At 53.2% G+C, this 15,552-nt stretch carries 19 protein-coding genes; 15 read left to right on the top strand and 4 right to left on the bottom strand.

The window, feature by feature from the left end:
- The first annotated feature begins 295 nt into the window (after window positions 1-295).
- The 12 genes from M0R33_RS13500 to hypF all read left to right on the top strand — a co-directional run bounded on the left by M0R33_RS13500 (window position 296) and on the right by hypF (window position 10,093).
- The gene (locus M0R33_RS13500; RefSeq protein WP_292569982.1) at window positions 296-1,144 is read left to right on the top strand and encodes a hydrogenase expression/formation protein; all 849 of its coding nucleotides are present in this window, start codon (window positions 296-298) and stop codon (window positions 1,142-1,144) included.
- Window positions 1,141-1,362 carry a rubredoxin gene (locus tag M0R33_RS13495; RefSeq protein WP_292569980.1) on the top strand — a complete coding sequence of 74 codons (222 nt, stop codon included), beginning with the start codon at window positions 1,141-1,143 and terminating at the stop codon, window positions 1,360-1,362. Before M0R33_RS13500 ends, M0R33_RS13495 begins: the two co-directional genes overlap by 4 nt.
- A gap of 2 nt (window positions 1,363-1,364) precedes the next feature.
- Window positions 1,365-1,826: a [NiFe]-hydrogenase assembly chaperone HybE gene (hybE, locus tag M0R33_RS13490; RefSeq protein ID WP_292569978.1), complete on the top strand. Its 462-nt coding sequence runs from the start codon at window positions 1,365-1,367 to the stop codon at window positions 1,824-1,826.
- On the top strand, window positions 1,827-3,014 hold the full coding sequence (locus tag M0R33_RS13485; protein WP_292569976.1) for a Ni,Fe-hydrogenase I large subunit: 1,188 nt from the start codon (window positions 1,827-1,829) through the stop codon (window positions 3,012-3,014). It abuts the gene before it with no gap.
- The gene (gene hypA / locus M0R33_RS13480; protein WP_292569973.1) at window positions 3,007-3,348 is read left to right on the top strand and encodes a hydrogenase maturation nickel metallochaperone HypA; all 342 of its coding nucleotides are present in this window, start codon (window positions 3,007-3,009) and stop codon (window positions 3,346-3,348) included. Before M0R33_RS13485 ends, hypA begins: the two co-directional genes overlap by 8 nt.
- The gene (gene hypB, locus M0R33_RS13475; RefSeq protein ID WP_292569971.1) at window positions 3,348-4,160 is read left to right on the top strand and encodes a hydrogenase nickel incorporation protein HypB; all 813 of its coding nucleotides are present in this window, start codon (window positions 3,348-3,350) and stop codon (window positions 4,158-4,160) included. Before hypA ends, hypB begins: the two co-directional genes overlap by 1 nt.
- A 620-nt stretch (window positions 4,161-4,780) precedes the next feature.
- Window positions 4,781-5,011, top strand: a complete 231-nt coding sequence (locus M0R33_RS13470; protein ID WP_292569969.1) for a HypC/HybG/HupF family hydrogenase formation chaperone — start codon at window positions 4,781-4,783, stop codon at window positions 5,009-5,011.
- Window positions 5,008-6,129: a hydrogenase formation protein HypD gene (hypD, locus tag M0R33_RS13465; protein WP_292569967.1), complete on the top strand. Its 1,122-nt coding sequence runs from the start codon at window positions 5,008-5,010 to the stop codon at window positions 6,127-6,129. The genes M0R33_RS13470 and hypD overlap by 4 nt, the downstream gene beginning before the upstream one ends.
- A 32-nt stretch (window positions 6,130-6,161) precedes the next feature.
- Entirely contained in the window at window positions 6,162-6,377 is a 216-nt protein-coding gene (locus tag M0R33_RS13460; RefSeq protein WP_292569966.1) for an addiction module protein, read from the top strand.
- A 74-nt stretch (window positions 6,378-6,451) separates the two neighbouring features.
- Window positions 6,452-6,670: a type II toxin-antitoxin system RelE/ParE family toxin gene (locus M0R33_RS13455; RefSeq protein WP_366043843.1), complete on the top strand. Its 219-nt coding sequence runs from the start codon at window positions 6,452-6,454 to the stop codon at window positions 6,668-6,670.
- Window positions 6,671-6,731: 61 nt separating this feature from the next.
- The gene (hypE, locus tag M0R33_RS13450; RefSeq protein WP_292569961.1) at window positions 6,732-7,775 is read left to right on the top strand and encodes a hydrogenase expression/formation protein HypE; all 1,044 of its coding nucleotides are present in this window, start codon (window positions 6,732-6,734) and stop codon (window positions 7,773-7,775) included.
- Window positions 7,775-10,093 carry a carbamoyltransferase HypF gene (gene hypF / locus M0R33_RS13445; protein WP_292569958.1) on the top strand — a complete coding sequence of 773 codons (2,319 nt, stop codon included), beginning with the start codon at window positions 7,775-7,777 and terminating at the stop codon, window positions 10,091-10,093. The genes hypE and hypF overlap by 1 nt, the downstream gene beginning before the upstream one ends.
- Window positions 10,094-10,101: 8 nt before the next feature.
- Here the strand turns inward: hypF and M0R33_RS13440 are convergent, their stop codons facing one another.
- Both M0R33_RS13440 and mobA read right to left on the bottom strand, forming a co-directional pair.
- Window positions 10,102-11,004, bottom strand: coding sequence for a hypothetical protein (locus M0R33_RS13440; protein WP_292569955.1), 903 nt, complete (start codon window positions 11,002-11,004; stop codon window positions 10,102-10,104).
- A gap of 34 nt (window positions 11,005-11,038) precedes the next feature.
- Complete coding sequence (gene mobA / locus M0R33_RS13435) at window positions 11,039-11,647, bottom strand: molybdenum cofactor guanylyltransferase MobA (protein ID WP_292569952.1); 609 nt, start codon at window positions 11,645-11,647, stop codon at window positions 11,039-11,041.
- 17 nt (window positions 11,648-11,664) lie between these two features.
- On the opposite strand from mobA, the gene M0R33_RS13430 reads away from it, so the two are divergent.
- The 3 genes from M0R33_RS13430 to M0R33_RS13420 all read left to right on the top strand — a co-directional run bounded on the left by M0R33_RS13430 (window position 11,665) and on the right by M0R33_RS13420 (window position 13,193).
- Window positions 11,665-12,135 carry a DUF302 domain-containing protein gene (locus M0R33_RS13430; RefSeq protein WP_292570128.1) on the top strand — a complete coding sequence of 157 codons (471 nt, stop codon included), beginning with the start codon at window positions 11,665-11,667 and terminating at the stop codon, window positions 12,133-12,135.
- Window positions 12,136-12,162: 27 nt separating this feature from the next.
- Window positions 12,163-12,537 carry a hypothetical protein gene (locus tag M0R33_RS13425; RefSeq protein WP_292569949.1) on the top strand — a complete coding sequence of 125 codons (375 nt, stop codon included), beginning with the start codon at window positions 12,163-12,165 and terminating at the stop codon, window positions 12,535-12,537.
- Between the two features lie 110 nt (window positions 12,538-12,647).
- Window positions 12,648-13,193: a hypothetical protein gene (locus M0R33_RS13420; protein WP_292569947.1), complete on the top strand. Its 546-nt coding sequence runs from the start codon at window positions 12,648-12,650 to the stop codon at window positions 13,191-13,193.
- A gap of 92 nt (window positions 13,194-13,285) precedes the next feature.
- On the opposite strand, the gene M0R33_RS13415 is transcribed toward M0R33_RS13420, so the two are convergent.
- Complete coding sequence (locus M0R33_RS13415) at window positions 13,286-14,656, bottom strand: autotransporter outer membrane beta-barrel domain-containing protein (protein WP_292569944.1); 1,371 nt, start codon at window positions 14,654-14,656, stop codon at window positions 13,286-13,288.
- A gap of 164 nt (window positions 14,657-14,820) precedes the next feature.
- Window positions 14,821-15,375: a hypothetical protein gene (locus tag M0R33_RS13410; RefSeq protein WP_292569941.1), complete on the bottom strand. Its 555-nt coding sequence runs from the start codon at window positions 15,373-15,375 to the stop codon at window positions 14,821-14,823.
- Window positions 15,376-15,552 lie beyond the last annotated feature (177 nt).

The following is a 15,552-nucleotide window of genomic DNA, read 5'->3' as shown; positions in this document are numbered from 1 at the left end:
CAAACCTCACAGGCTCTTTAACAATTTGGTATCGCTATCGCGATGTGTTTTTTATGTCGGTTCTCGGACCGACAGCCGAGGTCCTTTTCTTTGCTTGTCCAAAGAAAAGGACCCAAAAGAAACGACACCCGGATCCCGCCTTTTCTTTGGTTTCTTTCTTTTGGCGGAACAAAAGAAAGAAACTTGCCTTCGGGTGCGAGAACCCGATTCAAACAAACCGCGATAGCGACACCAAATAAAACAAACACCCATAAACCCAACAAACTACCCAAAACCATAGCCAACGCCCAAACACATGACAGCAATTACCCTCCCAATTTTCGGCCAAGGCAGTCAACCCGCCGAAGAAGACGGCGTCGAACTCGATTACTTGCAAATGCCGGAAGAAATGTTCATCTACCGGATGCCGCAGATTTCAGTCGACCTGAACGCCGCGAATCTGGCTCAGGCCAAAGCTACTTTGCAGCAGTTGGAACAAGACTTGCTCAGTTACCCTGCTAGCGGCCGTGCCATAGACTTGACCGGTCTGGACGAAACCAACCGCCGCTTTGTCGACGAACTAATCGGCGAAGGCGAAGTCAGCGCGATATGCCGAGGTGCGCAAACGCTGCGGATTCAGGAATCTGTACTGGCCGGGGTTTGGCGCTTGCAAAGCCTGGACGCCCAACAGCAGATGGTTTCCGATACGTTGGAAGTCGGCATTATGCCGCATCAAATCAGCCAAATAGCGTTTGCGGATGCCGCGCGGCAAATCGATACCGACTGGGCCGCATTGCCGGAAGGGGTGATGAACGCGCCGCCGCTGCTGGCCGAACTAAATGCTCACACCGACGCTTATCAGCCAGACCGGGACCCGCACGTCATTAACCTGAGCTTGTTGCCGCAAACCGAACAGGATTTGGCCTTTCTGGAACAACGACTGGGCCAGGGGCCGGTCACCATCCTTTCGCGCGGATACGGCAACTGCCGGATTACCGCCACCGGCAGCCGTTTCGTATGGTGGGTGCGGTATTTCAACTCTCAGGACAGCTTGATTCTGAACACGCTGGAAGTCAGCCAGGTACCTACCGTGGCCTGTGCATCGCCGGAAGACATCGCCGACAGCCGGCAACGTCTGCGGGAAATTCTGCAGGTTTATCTATGAGCGATGCTTTCTTTGCTGGTGCTTACGGCGGCGATGCATCTAGCCTGCCGGACCGGGCCAAACTGGAATGTAAAATCTGCTGGCATGTTTACGATCCCGCCGCCGGCGACAGCGTTTGGCAAATCCTGCCCGGCACTGCATTCGCCGACTTGCCCAGCTATTGGTCTTGCCCGCAATGCGGCGCGGCGAAGCAGGATTTTCTGTTACTGGACGCCTGAGTATGCCGTGGCTGGATAGCGAGCAAATCAAATCCGCCTTGGAAGCCACTTTTAACCAGATACTGGCGACGCGTATGCGCGGCCTGCCTGTGGTCAATCCACTGCTGTCGGTGCACGCCATCGGTTTCGAACGATTCGGCGACCTTTGGCCGGGTGTGCTGGTGACGCCATGGTTTATGAATTTGCTGATACTGCCCGATAAGAATAATCCCTGGCTGGAATTGTCGGCGGGGAACCAGTTCGAACAGAGCTTTCCGGCCGGCAATTTTATCTTTACGGTCGCTCAAGAAACCCGGCTGGGTATATACGCCCAATGTTCGCTGTTTTCGCCGATGTTCCAATTTATCGATCAGGGCTCGGCAATCGCCGCCGCCCAATCGGCTTGGCAAGGGTTACTGACCAGGCCGGCACCCCGTGCCGTCAGCCGACGGGATTTATTGCGCGGCCAGTTAGGAAACGTATAAGTGGCGGCCGGCGGCGAAATCGACATTAGACTCGCGCATCACCATGGCCGCGCCCGGCGGGTTAACATCGATTTGCGCCGCCCCCAAGCGGCTCGGGTCTTGATCGGCAAGACGCCGGAACAACTGTTGGAACAACTGCCCCTGCTGTTCAGCGTGTGCGGCAACGCCCAAGCCTACGCGGCCCTACTGGCTTGCCGAGCCGCGCTTGGCCTGCCGGCTCCCGTAGAGGCGGACCGGGCCAGGGAGCTGTTGGTCGATATGGAAATCTTGCGCGAACATGTCTGGCGCATGGGATTGGATTGGTCGGGCTTCGTGGATTTGCCCGCCGACAAAACCGCGCTGGCGGCCTTACTTAAATTCGACACCCGATTTAAACAACTGCTGTTTGAGGACGGCGATGCCTTCACATTACATAGCCGTCTGCGTGGCGAGCTGGATTTTAATCGACTGTTACAACTCATTAATGAGTTGACTGGACTGATAGACGGCTGCCTGTTTGGCAACCGTCTGCAACAATTTTTGTCGCTAAGCAGCGAAGCGCAGTTGGGCGACTGGATCTCGCAAAACTCCGCCCTGCCCGCCCGCTTGCTTGCTTATGTATATCACCGCGACTGGGAAGCCGCCGGCAACAATGCTGTGATGTGTTTGCCAGCCATCAATTGCGAGCGCCTGCATGCCGAGTGGCAACAGGTCGACCTGGGTCAATTCAGCCGGTTTCCACACTGGCAAAACCAATGCTGGGAAGTCACGCCATTGAACCGGCAATGCACCCATCCCTTGTTGGCGGCATTAAGCGGCCACTACGGCAACGGCTTGCTGGTGCGTTTGACGGCAAGTTTATTGGAAGTGGCCGGCATTTTAGACAAACTGATCAGCAAAACCCCAGCTTCCGGCAGCCATTTCGGCCATGAGGGCGTCGGTCTGGCGCAAGTCGCCGCGGCGCGCGGCCTGCTGATTCATCGTCTGGCGTTACGGCACGGACGCGTGTACGATTACGCTATTGTCGCCCCAACCGAATGGAATTTTCATCCCGGCGGCGTGGTTACGCAAGGCTTGCAAAATTTACGGGCTGATACCGTCGAAGACTTGCAACGCCAGGCGGCGCTATTGATCAACGCGATTGATCCTTGCGTAACATACCGTTTAACCTTGATGGAACAAGTTGATGAGGTAGAAGTCCATGCATGAAATGTCGCTGTGTGAAAGCATTCTGCAAACCCTGGAACAACAAGCCGCCGTGCAACACTACAGCAAGGTGAAAACAGTGTGGCTGGAAATCGGTGCCTTAGCCGGCGTGGAGATTGAGGCCTTGCGGTTTAGTTTCGAACTTGTGGTTAAAAACTCCTTGGCCGATCAGGCCAGGCTGGAAATTATCGATATACCCGGCCAGGCCTGGTGCCTGCCATGTGCTAAAAATGTAGTCGTGCAGCAGCTTTATGACGAATGCCCGCTGTGCGGCAGTCATCAATTACAAATAAACGGCGGCGATCAAATGCGAATTAAAGAACTGGAGGTTGAATAATGTGCGGCATCTGCGGCTGCGGCGAGGGCCTTACCCACTCGCACGACGAACAACACGAGCACGATCATAGCCACGACCACCATCATCATGACCATGACCACAGCCACGGCGCCGAACACGCGCACGCACCGGGCTTAACCCAGGCGCGCATGGTGCAAATCGAGCAGGACATCCTGGCCAAAAACAATCGCTATGCCGACGAAAATCGCCACTATTTTAGCCAGCGCGGCATGCTGGCCTTGAATCTGGTTTCCAGCCCCGGCTCAGGCAAAACCACGTTGCTGACCGAAACCATCAGCCGTTTGAAGGAGGAATATGCCATCGGCGTGATCGAAGGCGACCAGCAAACCGCCCGCGACGCCGACCGCATCCGCGCCACCGGCGTGCCGGCTTTGCAAATAAATACCGGCAAAGGCTGTCATCTGGACGCGCATCGGGTTGGTCACGCCTTGGAAAGCTTGAATCTGCCCAACCACAGCCTGCTGTTTATCGAAAACGTCGGCAATCTGGTCTGCCCGTCGGCTTTTGATTTGGGCGAGGCGCATAAAGTGGTGATCCTGTCGGTCACCGAAGGCGAAGACAAACCCATCAAATACCCGGACATGTTCCATGCCGCCGATTTGATGATCTTGAACAAAACCGACCTGCTGCCGTATCTGGATTTCGACAGCGCGGAATGCATCCGTTATGCGAAACAGGTGAATCCAAGAATTAAGGTATTGTCGTTGTCGGCCAAGACCGGCGAAGGCATGGAGAGTTGGTTGAAGTGGTTGCGGGCAGAGTTGGAGTTACAACGGATTGAGTATGCTTGATTGAATTTTATGGTGTACGCTCCCCTCTCCCCTTGGGAGAGGGCTAGGGTGAGGGTGAGGGCAAATTAAAATGGTCTTGGCAATAGTTTTGTGTCGCTATCGCGACGGATTGTTTTAATGCCGGTTCCCGCACCGGCGGGCGGGTTTCTTTTCTTTGCTTGTCCAAAGAAAAGAAACCAAAAGAAAAGACACCCGGATGCCGCTTTAATCCTGCGCGGCATAACGGGAATGGAATTACTCCAACGGTTATTTTGGTATAACAACGATATTTTGTAGTTTTGTAGGCTGGGTTGAAACGATAGTGTAAACCCAGCATTAATCAATTATTGCTGGGTTTCGCTCCGCTTTACCCAGCCTACGCCCCCCGCCGGCGCGGGAACCGGCATTAAAAACCCGTCGTAATAGCGACACAATTAAACAAAGTTCGCGTAGCTCCGATTAGCAAAGCGTAATCGGAGGAATGTTAAATAATCCTGTTCGTGCGATTGCTATCGCTAATCGCACCTACACAAGTAATTGCACGGGATGGTTTTCGTAGCGAAAGTATCCCGCCCGCCGGTGCGGGAACCGGCATTAAAATAAACCGTCGCATAGCGACACAATTAAACAAAGGCAAAACCATGTGCTTAGCCCTCCCCGCTCAAATCACCAAACTCCACCCCGACACCGGCATGGCCACCGCCTCGGTGGACGGCGTTAAAGTTGAAGTCTCGCTGGCCTTGGTCGACGACGTACAAGTCGGCGACTATGTGCTGGTTCATGTCGGCTACGCGCTGAACAAGATCGACGAAGACGAGGCCATCAAGACCCTGGCTCTGTTCGCCGAAGCCGGTTTAATGAGCACGCCATGAAATACATCAGCGAATTTCGCCAGCACGATCTGGCGCAACAACTGGCGCAGGCCATCGCCCAAACCGTGCATCCCGATCGCCATTACCGGCTGATGGAGTTTTGCGGCGGTCATACGCACGCGATTTTCCGCTACGGGGTGCAGGATTTGATGCCGGCCAATGTCGAATTCATTCACGGCCCCGGCTGCCCGGTCTGCGTGCTGCCGACCGGGCGCATCGATAATGCGATTCAATTGGTCGAGCAACACAACGTCATTTTATGTACCTATGCCGATTTAATGCGAGTGCCGGCCACCGGCCGTAACAGTTTGTTAAAAGCCAAGGCCGGCGGCGCCGATATCCGCATGGTGTATTCCACCCAGGATGTGTTGAAAATCGCCCGCGACAACCCGGAGCGGCAGGTGGTGTTTTTTGCCATCGGTTTCGAAACCACCACCCCGCCGACTGCGGTGGTGATCAAACAGGCGCAAGCTGAAGGACTGACGAACTTCTCCGTATTCTGCAACCACGTGCTGACACCAGCCGCCATGCAGGCCATATTGGACGCGCCGGTGCCGGTCGCCATCGACGCTTTTCTCGGCCCGTCTCATGTCAGCAGCGTGATCGGCAGCCGACCTTACGAAATTTTTGCCGAACAGTACGACAAACCCATCGTCATTGCCGGCTTCGAACCGCTTGACGTAATGCAATCCGCCTTGATGCTGATCCGCCAGCTCAACGACAAGCGTCATGTGGTGGAAAACGAATACAGCCGCGCGGTCACCCGCGACGGCAATCAAAAAGCCCAGGCTTTGACCGCCGAGGTATTGGAACTGCGGCCACAATTCGAATGGCGCGGCTTGGGCCTTATCCCCAACAGCGCCTTAAAAATCAAGGCCGCTTATGCCGATTTCGATGCCGAACAGCGCTTCGACATGCCGGCGATTCAGGCCAGCGATGTCAAAGGCTGCGAATGTCCGGCGATTTTGCGCGGCGCCAAAAAACCGCAGGATTGCAAGTTGTTGGGTACTGTCTGCACCCCGGAAAACCCGATGGGTTCCTGCATGGTGTCATCCGAAGGCGCTTGCGCGGCCTATTGGTCTTATGGGAGGCTTAGAAATAAGTCTGCTAAAAGTTAGAATAACCGTAAAAACTGCATCAGGAGCCATCCATGCCAAACAGTCAAGAAATTTACCAACAAGCCCGCCAGTTGCTGCCGCTGGAAAAATTACGTCTAGCGGAACGGTTACTTGCCGACTTGGATATATCGACTCCAGAAGTCGACAGCGTCTGGCATGACGAGGCTGCCAAACGCTGGCAAGCGTACAAAGATGGACAGCTAAAAACCATTAGTTATGAAGCCGTGATGCAGAAATATAAACCATGAGTGTTGAGTTCCTGGAGGCAGCTGAAATCGAACTTGATCAAGCTGTTGAATGGTACGAAACCCAGTAAGGCAATTTGGGCCTGCAGTTTTTGAACGAGCTGGATGCAGCAATAAGACGAATCGTTGCTTACCCTGACGCTTATGTTTCCATAGGTTATGGTTTGAGACGTTGTTTGGTAAATCGCTTCCCTTATGCGATTTTGTACGGCATCGACTCTAACAAAATCGTAATTGTTGCAGTTGCCCACTTACATCGGAAACCCCATTTCTGGCTGAACAGAATAACAAGCTAAGAGTGAATTCGATTTAGCAAACAATTTCTTCCCTCCAACCTGCATAACCGACACTAATTCCGTGCTTAAAGCTTACACCTCTTCTCTAAATCTAAAATCCGGTCACGTCGATCTCAGTCATGGCGGCGGCGGCCGGGCCATGGCGCAGTTGATCGACGACTTGTTCATCAAGCATTTCGATAATGCCTTGTTGCGCCAGCATAACGACCAAGCCCTATTCAACGTCCCAGCCGGCAGAATGGTGATCAGCACCGACGGCCATGTGATTTCGCCGTTGTTTTTTCCGGGCGGCGATATTGGTTCCTTGGCCGTGCACGGCACCGTCAACGATGTAGCCATGTCGGGGGCCAAACCCTTGTACCTGGCGGCGGGCTTTATTCTGGAAGAAGGCCTGCCGCTGGCCGATCTGGAACGCATCGTCATCAGCATGGCAGCCGCCGCCAAAGCCTGCGGCACGCTAATTGTCACGGGGGATACTAAAGTCGTCGAGCGCGGCAAAGGCGATGGCGTATTCATCACCACCACCGGAGTGGGTTTGGTGCCGGATGCGGTGAGGATTTCCGGCGACCGCGCCCAAGCAGGCCATGCCATCTTGGTCAGTGGAACTATGGGCGATCACGGCGTGGCAATCATGGCCGGGCGGGAAAATTTGCAATTCCAGACCAGCATCGTGTCCGATTCTGCCGCACTTAACGGCCTGGTTTCTGACATGGTAACTGCTGCGCCAGCCGATATTCACTGCCTGCGCGACCCAACACGCGGCGGCTTGGCCACGGCCTTGAACGAACTGGCCAAGCAGTCCGGGGTGGGCATGCTGATCGATGAAACCTGCATTCCAATGAAAGCCGAAGTCAAAGCCGCCTGCGAAATTCTGGGCCTGGACCCGTTGTATGTCGCCAACGAAGGCAAGCTGGTGTGCATTTGCTCCGCGCATATCGCCGAGCAACTGTTACAAGTCATGCGGGCGCATCCGCTGGGCCGGGATGCGGCCATCATTGGCGAAGTGATAGACGATCCGCACGGTTTCGTGCAAATGACCACCGACTTCGGCGGCCGGCGCATCGTCGATTGGCCGGTGGGCGAGCAGTTGCCGCGCATCTGCTAATGCCGGGCAAAGCCATCCGTGCTCGCGGCGTGGTGCAAGGGGTGGGTTTTCGACCGACCATCTGGCATTTGGCGCGCCAGCATCGCTTAACGGGTGAAGTGTGGAACGATGGCGAAGGTGTGATGATTCATGCCTTTGGCAGCGATGCCGACTTAAACGAATTCATCCGCCAAATCCCCCTGCAATTACCCCCTTTAGCCCTACTCGACAGCCTGGAGGTACAGGCTTTTGAGGGGGCTGCTAGCAGCACGGAATTTCGTATCATCAACAGTCAACACAATGACGTACAAACGCCGATTGCCGCCGACGCCGCCACCTGCCCGGCTTGCCTGGCCGAGATTGCCGATCCCAACAACCGTCGCTATGGTTATCCGTTCACTAACTGCACCCATTGCGGGCCGCGCTTGTCCATCGTTAAGCAAATGCCTTACGACCGCTGCCATACCAGTATGGCGGCATTTGCGCTGTGCCCTGAATGTCAAGGCGAGTATGACGATCCAGCCGACCGACGCTTTCACGCCCAGGCCAATTGCTGCCCAAGCTGCGGCCCCAGTTTGTGGCTTGAAGATAAGCAAGGACGCTTAACTAACCTATCAGACCCCATCAGTCACACGGCCGAACTGATTCGCCTAGGTTACATTGTCGCCATCAAAGGCCTGGGCGGGTTTCATCTGGCTTGCCATGCCGCCGATGCCGAGGCTGTCAACAGACTACGGCAACGCAAGCGCCGCTATGCCAAACCCTTTGCCTTGATGGCCCGGGATATTCAAACCATTGCTCGTTATGCCACTGTCAATGCGCTGGAATCAGCCGCTTTACAGGATAAAGCCGCCCCCATCGTGTTGCTGCACGCGCAATGCGATACATTGGCGCCAGGCATTGCGCCGGACGACGACAAGCTGGGCTTCATGCTGCCCTACACCCCGCTGCATAGCTTGTTGTTACAACATTTGTCGGCCCCCATCGTACTAACCTCGGGCAACATCAGCGACGAACCACAATGCATCGCCAATGAAGACGCTAAAAGCAAGCTGGCCGGCATTGCCGATTATTGGTTGCTGCATGACCGCGCCATCATCAATCGACTAGACGATTCGGTAGCCCGCCTGATGGATAATAAAATCCGCCTGTTGCGCCGCGCCCGCGGCTATAGCCCGCAAGCGTTGCAGCTACCAGCCGGCTTTGAAAAAACCGGCAACATTTTGGCCATGGGGGCCGAGCTGAAAAATAGTTTTTGTCTGCTAAAAAAGGGTCAAGCCGTGGTGTCTCAGCATATCGGCGACCTGGAAAGTGCTGCAGTGCAACATGATTATCGAAACGCCATCGCGTTATATAGACAGTTATACCAATTTGAGCCCGAGCACATCGTGATCGATCGACATCCGGGCTATTTATCCAGCCAATATGGCCAGTCGCTGTCTGCGCATGAAAACTGCGGTTTAAGCGCCGTTCAGCATCATCACGCTCATCTGGTAGCCTGCCTGGCTGAGCATGGCATTGGCTTGGACACTAAGCCGGTATTGGCTGCGATTTTCGATGGTTTGGGTATGGGGAATGACGGTGAATTATGGGGCGGCGAATTTCTGCTGGGCGATTATCGTGAATTTACCCGTCTCGGTCATTTCCAGCCCATCGCCCTGCCGGGGGGCAACCAGGCCATGCGCGAACCCTGGCGCAATTTATACGCACAATTGCAGCACTATTTCGCTTGGTCGACCTTGCAACAAGACTATGCCGAATTGGAGATGTTGAAATTTCTGCTCAACAAACCTCTAGCCACCCTGGATACCATGCTGGCGAAAAATCTCAATGCGCCGCTGTGCAGTTCCTGCGGGCGGTGGTTCGATGCCTTTGCCGCCGCGCTAGGCTTGCACGCCGCACAAATCGATTACGAAGGCCAGGCCGCCATCGCTCTGGAAACCCTGGCAACAACTCGCTTTGCAGGCCAGCAGGCCTATCAGGACGCCTGGGCGATCAGCAGCGATAACAGCATGGCGGTATTGGGTTGGCGGGGGCTCTGGCTGGCGGTACTGAACGATTTGAAAGGCGGCATCGATACAGCCGACATCGCTGCCCGCATTCATCACAGTCTGATTGAGGCCAGTGTGTCGCTGCTGATTAAATTCAGCACGGAAACCGGCACGGACTGCATCGTATTAAGCGGCGGTGCCTTCCAAAACCACTTGCTGTTGGAAGGCGTCAGCGGGCAGTTGCGCGCCATGGGTAAAACCGTACTGACGCCGCAAAGTTATCCGCTGAATGACGGCGGCCTGGCCTTGGGCCAAGCCGCGATTGCCGCGGCTAAATCGCTAACATGACCTCAGCCTTATGCGGCTGCCGGTTTGCAATAGGTCGGTATCCAGGTGCGTTCGAACATATGCTCGTGTAAACCATTAAAGTCGAAAGTTTCACCGTCCCGGATCATTTGTGGAATGTCGAATAATTCGGCGGTTTCCGGTATGTCTTTAAAGAACCCGGTGTAAAACGGCTTGACCAGATATTTAGCTATTTTGATGCCTAGCGAACCGATGTAATTTCGGCGCTGGCCCACATGCGCCACTTCATCAATAGTGATTTCGTCCAGCAACTGTTTCAGCCTGTCTCTGACTTCGGGTTCGTCGGCCAGAATGTCGTCGAACTTGTCGTACAAATGGAAATAAAAAGTAACGCCCATTAATTCGGTCACAAAGGCCGGGGCGTTGAGGATGAAACCCGGTAATTTCGGAAACATCCGGTAAATTTTTTCTTTAACCGGCGACAGCGGCACCCATTCCACTTTATCCAGGCCGCAGGTTTTCAACATTTCGTCGAATAAGCGTACATGGCAAAACTCTTCCGCCAAATGCACCCGGGAGATTTTAGTCTGCACCGTATGGCAATCCGCCATGTCGGGATGCACATCCCAGGCGGCCTTGATACCCACCCATTCATGGCGGGCAAATTTATAAATGGCGCAAAGTAGCAGTGTCCGCCGATCCAGGGTTTTTGGATCGTCGTGGAGTTCTACATAATTGCGGTAGAACGCCTCCGGATCAGCCAAAGGCCGCCTTAAACTGACCGGGTTATCCTGAAAATATTCCAGACGGGCGCGTTTTTTCTGCAAATCTTTTTTAGCTTCAAACAATTCACCGCCATGGTTTTGAGTAAATAGCCAATAATCGTCAAAGTTATGATTACGTTGCTGCTGAGTGGCATCCGTAAACACCGATCGATATTGCGTTTCAGTCATGATTCGTCCGTTTGTTATGATATTGGCCGACTCACTATACCGATTCAGGCCCGTTGCTGACATTACTTTCTAACTTCTGTAAGTCCGACAGCGTGTTAATGTTGGTAAAAATATCCGTTGCCAGGCTTAAGTCCACCTTAACGGTGTTATGCCGCAACAGCCAGTTTTGTAGTTTACGTTCGCCTTGCCGCAGATAAGCCTGTAAATCTATTTGCAAATGCGTTTTTAACGCCACGAATACCGGATGCAAACGCTCACCGTCAAAAGCAACCGCAACATCGGTCTCATCGCTAAGCGCGTCCAATAACTGTTGCAAATATTGGCAGGTAAAAAATGGGGAGTCGCACGGCATAACCAGTAATAACGGATAATGTGCGGCTTGCATGGCGGCTAACATGCCCGCGAGCGGGCCATCGAAATTGACGTTACTATCACTGATTACCGGAAACCCAAATAGTTCATACTGATTTCGATTTCGGTTGGCGCTGATAAACAGCTCGTCCGTAACCGGTTGCATGGCCGCCAAAGCATAACTAATCAGCGGACGCTGTTTAAATATCACCAATCCTTTGTCCCGCTGCTGCATGCGACTGGCCATGCCGCCGGCCAATACCACGCCACTGACTTTGTTTTGCCCGCTCATAATGATAAGCTTTTATGATGTTAAGAAAAGCCGCCATTTTCGCAAGCCTACCGCTGATTGCAAGCTGCGCCGCGCAGCCGGAATATAAGCAGTTGACCAGCGAGCGCGTCGACCATTACCAGGTAGAAACCGACAAACCCTACGACGAAGTGCTAGCCGAACTTGAAATTGCCATTGCCGAACATAATTTTCGCATCACCGGCCATAGTCGGGTCGGCAAAGTGATCCGCGATAGGGGCGCCAAGGCGTTTCCGGAATACGACACCGTGCAGTTTTGCAACCTGACCCTGGCCAAGACCATGCTGGAAATTACCCCGCACGCCATCGGTTACATGCCTTGCAACGTCGTAACCTATCAATTTTCCGGCAAAACCCGCATCAAAACCCATTTACTCCCGGAACACAGCGATAATCCGGCCTTCAATCGATTTGCCGCGCAAATGAACTCGCAACTGAAACAGATTGTCGATTTTGCCGCCGAACAATAATTTTTATCACTTAAGCTATCAGACACCATGAAACAGACATTATTACTCAGCGCTTTATTCATTGCATTAGCTGGTTGTGCCACCACACCAGAAAACGCTGCCGAAACAGCGGTTTCGGTCAACGACTACCCTACCCGCGACCGGGTCGATTACGTGCTGGAATGCATAGCCAAACACGGCGGCCTCAGTTACATCAACCAGTATGCCTGCGGCTGTAAAATCGACAAAATCGCCGAAAAGCTTAGCTTTGCCGAATACGAATCCGCCCGAACCTTTGTACAAATGCAAAAAACACCGGGCGAAGCCGGCTCGGCGTTCCGCGACCCCAAGCATGGAAAGGATTTACGCAAGCAATTGAAAGAAGCCGATGCCGCGGCCGAGAAAGCGTGTTTCGTGAAGTAACCCGTCAGCGTGCGATATGGGTATCGAGCCGAGATAAGCAAGGCATCGATACCCATAAAACCGCCGCTAAACCAAGCAAATCGTCATAATTTCCAGCGTTTTGCCCGCGCATGTCAAACCCACTATCCAGCCTGCAATACCCAAAATCCAAATTACTGATTCTGGCCTTGCTGAGTTTAAACGCCGTCATCTATGCCATCTTCGACACGCTGACCACCGCCATAGACGCCCTGACCTGGCTGATTTTACTGGTAATTTACGAACTGGAAACCCATGGCAACCAGCTGCCGGTGACCGAAAAGACCTTGCAGCGAGCCCGCAACGCACTGATCACGGTAATTATCTGGGTATTTTTTAGCTATTTACACGACAGCGAGTGGCTGGATGTGGGCAATTCCTTACTGTGGTTTGCACTTATCGCCTTGATGGAACTGGAAGTCCGCCGTCCGGATATCGTAATCCGCCACGCCAGCGTATGCTGGATATTGACCATCGGCCTCTTTGCCGGCCTGCTTGTCATGGCCGGCCTTTGGCTTTGGCAACAAGCCTGGCTGGATGCATATGACGCGTTGTTATGGATAGCCGCTTTCGGCTTTATTGAAGCCGATATTTTTCAATTGCTGAAACGCAAGCTGCCCAAGATAAATCCTCAATAACAAAACAGACTAAAGTCGGTGACGCAACGGCGGGGCACTTGAGGGTAGGCTTGGCGTAATGATCGCTATCCGCCTGAAACGCAGGCCAGCCGCTAAAACTCCATACGCGCGCCGACTGTAAACAAATGGCTTTCCACGCTTCTGTATCCCAGCAGCGCATCGTAATTGAAGAAGCCGCTGACTCCGTGCGCAAAGGTACCGGACACCCCGGTTCCGACCGTGAAATAATTGCGATCCGGCGAAGTAGTCACGGTATTAAAGTTCAAACCGCTAGCGGTATCGCCCAAGAAACGTACCGCAATATTGCGGCTGCCGTCTTTATATTGATGATGCCATTCGCCGCGAATGTTAGGCATTAACACGCCCCATGAAGTGCTCATCGCGTAGGAAACCTGCGTGCCAAGCGTGGTGGTGACCGACTCGACCGATTGATCGTTATACGCCATCCCCCAACCGGCACCGCCGGTTTCGCTAAAGCCGTCTACGTCCAGCTTAAGGTAATTGACTTTCGCGTAGGGATTAAACGTCCATTGTTGCATCGCATAGTTGTAACCGCTGCCGAAACTGATCGAATACTGATTACCGCCGGGCGTGCCTTTTGCCAATGTATTCACTGTCTCCGCGGGCACGCTGTATTGGATGTGCCGGGTGGATTCGTAATTGACGCCACCGACGCTGGCGATCCCGTCGAAATAAAGATTATCGGTAGCGTAGTAAGTGCCGTAAAACGCCCCGGTGTAGGCATTGCTGTTTAGACTGCCACCACTTCGATCGAAGCTGGATTCGCTGCGCATATAGGTAAATGCGGTACCGATCACCAAGGCATCGCTGAATCGGTAATCAAGACCGAAATTGACGCTGCCGCTATTGAAGTTATAGCCCAGCTGATTGAATTCCGTATCGACACTACCGGTATTGAAATTACCGTTAATAAAGCCGCCCAGCTTATCCCATCCGCTATCGATATCCCCGGCAGCGCCGCCGGCCGCGGAGGGAAGCGAGGCCAGATTGACCGGCAACACGGTTTTCCCCAGACCCGCCACTTGAAAGCCCCTGGCCCCGGACCGCAGTGCGGCTAACCGGCCAGCAATCACATTAAACGACGTGCGGGTGGCCGAAATACCTTGGGAAGGAATCTGCTCGGGCGACACTTGTTGCAGTGAATTTAACACATCGGATGTCGCTCCCTGAGATGCGGCATTTACAACAGCATTACAACGGGTCTGAAAGTCAGCCAGATTGGTTTGGGCAGGACAAGCGATTTCAATGACATCCGCCATACTTTGTTGCGAACTATCCAGCTGCGGTATCGTTTGCAGTAATCCTTCGATTGGCGATTGGGCGTGGCTGGATGCCGCAAAAACCACGCTCAAAACTATAGCGCTCGGTTTTAAAACTACTAACGGGCGACTACCCAAACTTGAATATTGGCTACTCGTATAGAGCGTAAGAACATTGGACATAAACTTTACCTGCTAAATAACGATCTCTGAAATATCGGCTCCGGGCGGCGGCGAGCAAACAAGCATTGACGGGCCTCTTGATCGGTAAGCTTAGCCGAAAAATGATTATGTGACCAATTTCACATCGGCGAATCCTTTGAACGAATTCGCCGGGACGAATGTAGCTAGCCCTCGGACTTTTCAGCGTCAACGGTAAAAATCGGATTATTTTTATCTTCTTCGGTCAGTTTGGCTTTTTCTTCCGGATAAATGTGCCAGAAGGATTGGTCGATGGCACCTTCGGTGTAGCTGTTTTTGCGGCTGTGTCCGAACGGGCACCACCAGTTTTCGACCACTTTTACTAGGTAGGCGTGCCATTCGAACAGGCCGACGCTATAGGGGCAGTACCAAGTGCAGTTCAGGATCCAGAATAATTTGGATTGCGCCATGCTGAGCTTAAACGAACCATCCATGACAATCTGATTTTTCATGCTGTAACGATGACTGGCCCGGTCCGGCAGAAAATCGCCCCATTTTTTGACATTTTGCGCGCCTACGAACTTCAGGCTGAAATAAGTCAAATAAGCGCTGGTAATCACAAACGGCAGGGTTAAGATCGGCAAATAGACGAACAATAGACCGATTGCTCTGGATGCCACTGACATTTGTTGATGATGGCAACCGATATTGACGCGGTCTCCACAGGATTCACAGGCTTTTATGCCCCCTTGGGTGTTCATGAAGTTTTCTCCGTTGATTGAGGGTTTAAGGGCTGCTCGGGATCGAGCAATTGAAAAATACGTAAACAACCTTCGCAACAAAATTGCTTTAACCCGGTTGGATGGTTGAAACTGAAGCCGGTCATTTTTACCGGTTGGCCGCAAAGGTCGCAGGAGTAGTGATTTTTTTTCATGTCG

Source organism: Methylomonas sp., from assembly GCF_023228165.1.
Taxonomy (GTDB): domain Bacteria; phylum Pseudomonadota; class Gammaproteobacteria; order Methylococcales; family Methylomonadaceae; genus Methylomonas.
This window is presented reverse-complemented; position numbering and strand designations above follow the sequence as displayed.

What these genes read in the sequence shown, in the direction of transcription:
- M0R33_RS13410 (WP_292569941.1), bottom strand. Translation starts at nt 15,375, where the DNA reads ATGAACACCCAAGGGGGCATAAAAGCCTGTGAATCCTGTGGAGACCGC.
- M0R33_RS13500 (WP_292569982.1), top strand. Translation starts at nt 296, where the DNA reads ATGACAGCAATTACCCTCCCAATTTTCGGCCAAGGCAGTCAACCCGCC.
- mobA (WP_292569952.1), bottom strand. Translation starts at nt 11,647, where the DNA reads ATGAGCGGGCAAAACAAAGTCAGTGGCGTGGTATTGGCCGGCGGCATG.
- M0R33_RS13460 (WP_292569966.1), top strand. Translation starts at nt 6,162, where the DNA reads ATGCCAAACAGTCAAGAAATTTACCAACAAGCCCGCCAGTTGCTGCCG.
- M0R33_RS13430 (WP_292570128.1), top strand. Translation starts at nt 11,665, where the DNA reads ATGTTAAGAAAAGCCGCCATTTTCGCAAGCCTACCGCTGATTGCAAGC.
- M0R33_RS13420 (WP_292569947.1), top strand. Translation starts at nt 12,648, where the DNA reads ATGTCAAACCCACTATCCAGCCTGCAATACCCAAAATCCAAATTACTG.
- M0R33_RS13495 (WP_292569980.1), top strand. Translation starts at nt 1,141, where the DNA reads ATGAGCGATGCTTTCTTTGCTGGTGCTTACGGCGGCGATGCATCTAGC.
- hypB (WP_292569971.1), top strand. Translation starts at nt 3,348, where the DNA reads ATGTGCGGCATCTGCGGCTGCGGCGAGGGCCTTACCCACTCGCACGAC.
- M0R33_RS13425 (WP_292569949.1), top strand. Translation starts at nt 12,163, where the DNA reads ATGAAACAGACATTATTACTCAGCGCTTTATTCATTGCATTAGCTGGT.
- M0R33_RS13440 (WP_292569955.1), bottom strand. Translation starts at nt 11,004, where the DNA reads ATGACTGAAACGCAATATCGATCGGTGTTTACGGATGCCACTCAGCAG.
- hypA (WP_292569973.1), top strand. Translation starts at nt 3,007, where the DNA reads ATGCATGAAATGTCGCTGTGTGAAAGCATTCTGCAAACCCTGGAACAA.
- M0R33_RS13470 (WP_292569969.1), top strand. Translation starts at nt 4,781, where the DNA reads ATGTGCTTAGCCCTCCCCGCTCAAATCACCAAACTCCACCCCGACACC.
- hybE (WP_292569978.1), top strand. Translation starts at nt 1,365, where the DNA reads ATGCCGTGGCTGGATAGCGAGCAAATCAAATCCGCCTTGGAAGCCACT.
- hypF (WP_292569958.1), top strand. Translation starts at nt 7,775, where the DNA reads ATGCCGGGCAAAGCCATCCGTGCTCGCGGCGTGGTGCAAGGGGTGGGT.
- M0R33_RS13415 (WP_292569944.1), bottom strand. Translation starts at nt 14,656, where the DNA reads ATGTCCAATGTTCTTACGCTCTATACGAGTAGCCAATATTCAAGTTTG.
- hypD (WP_292569967.1), top strand. Translation starts at nt 5,008, where the DNA reads ATGAAATACATCAGCGAATTTCGCCAGCACGATCTGGCGCAACAACTG.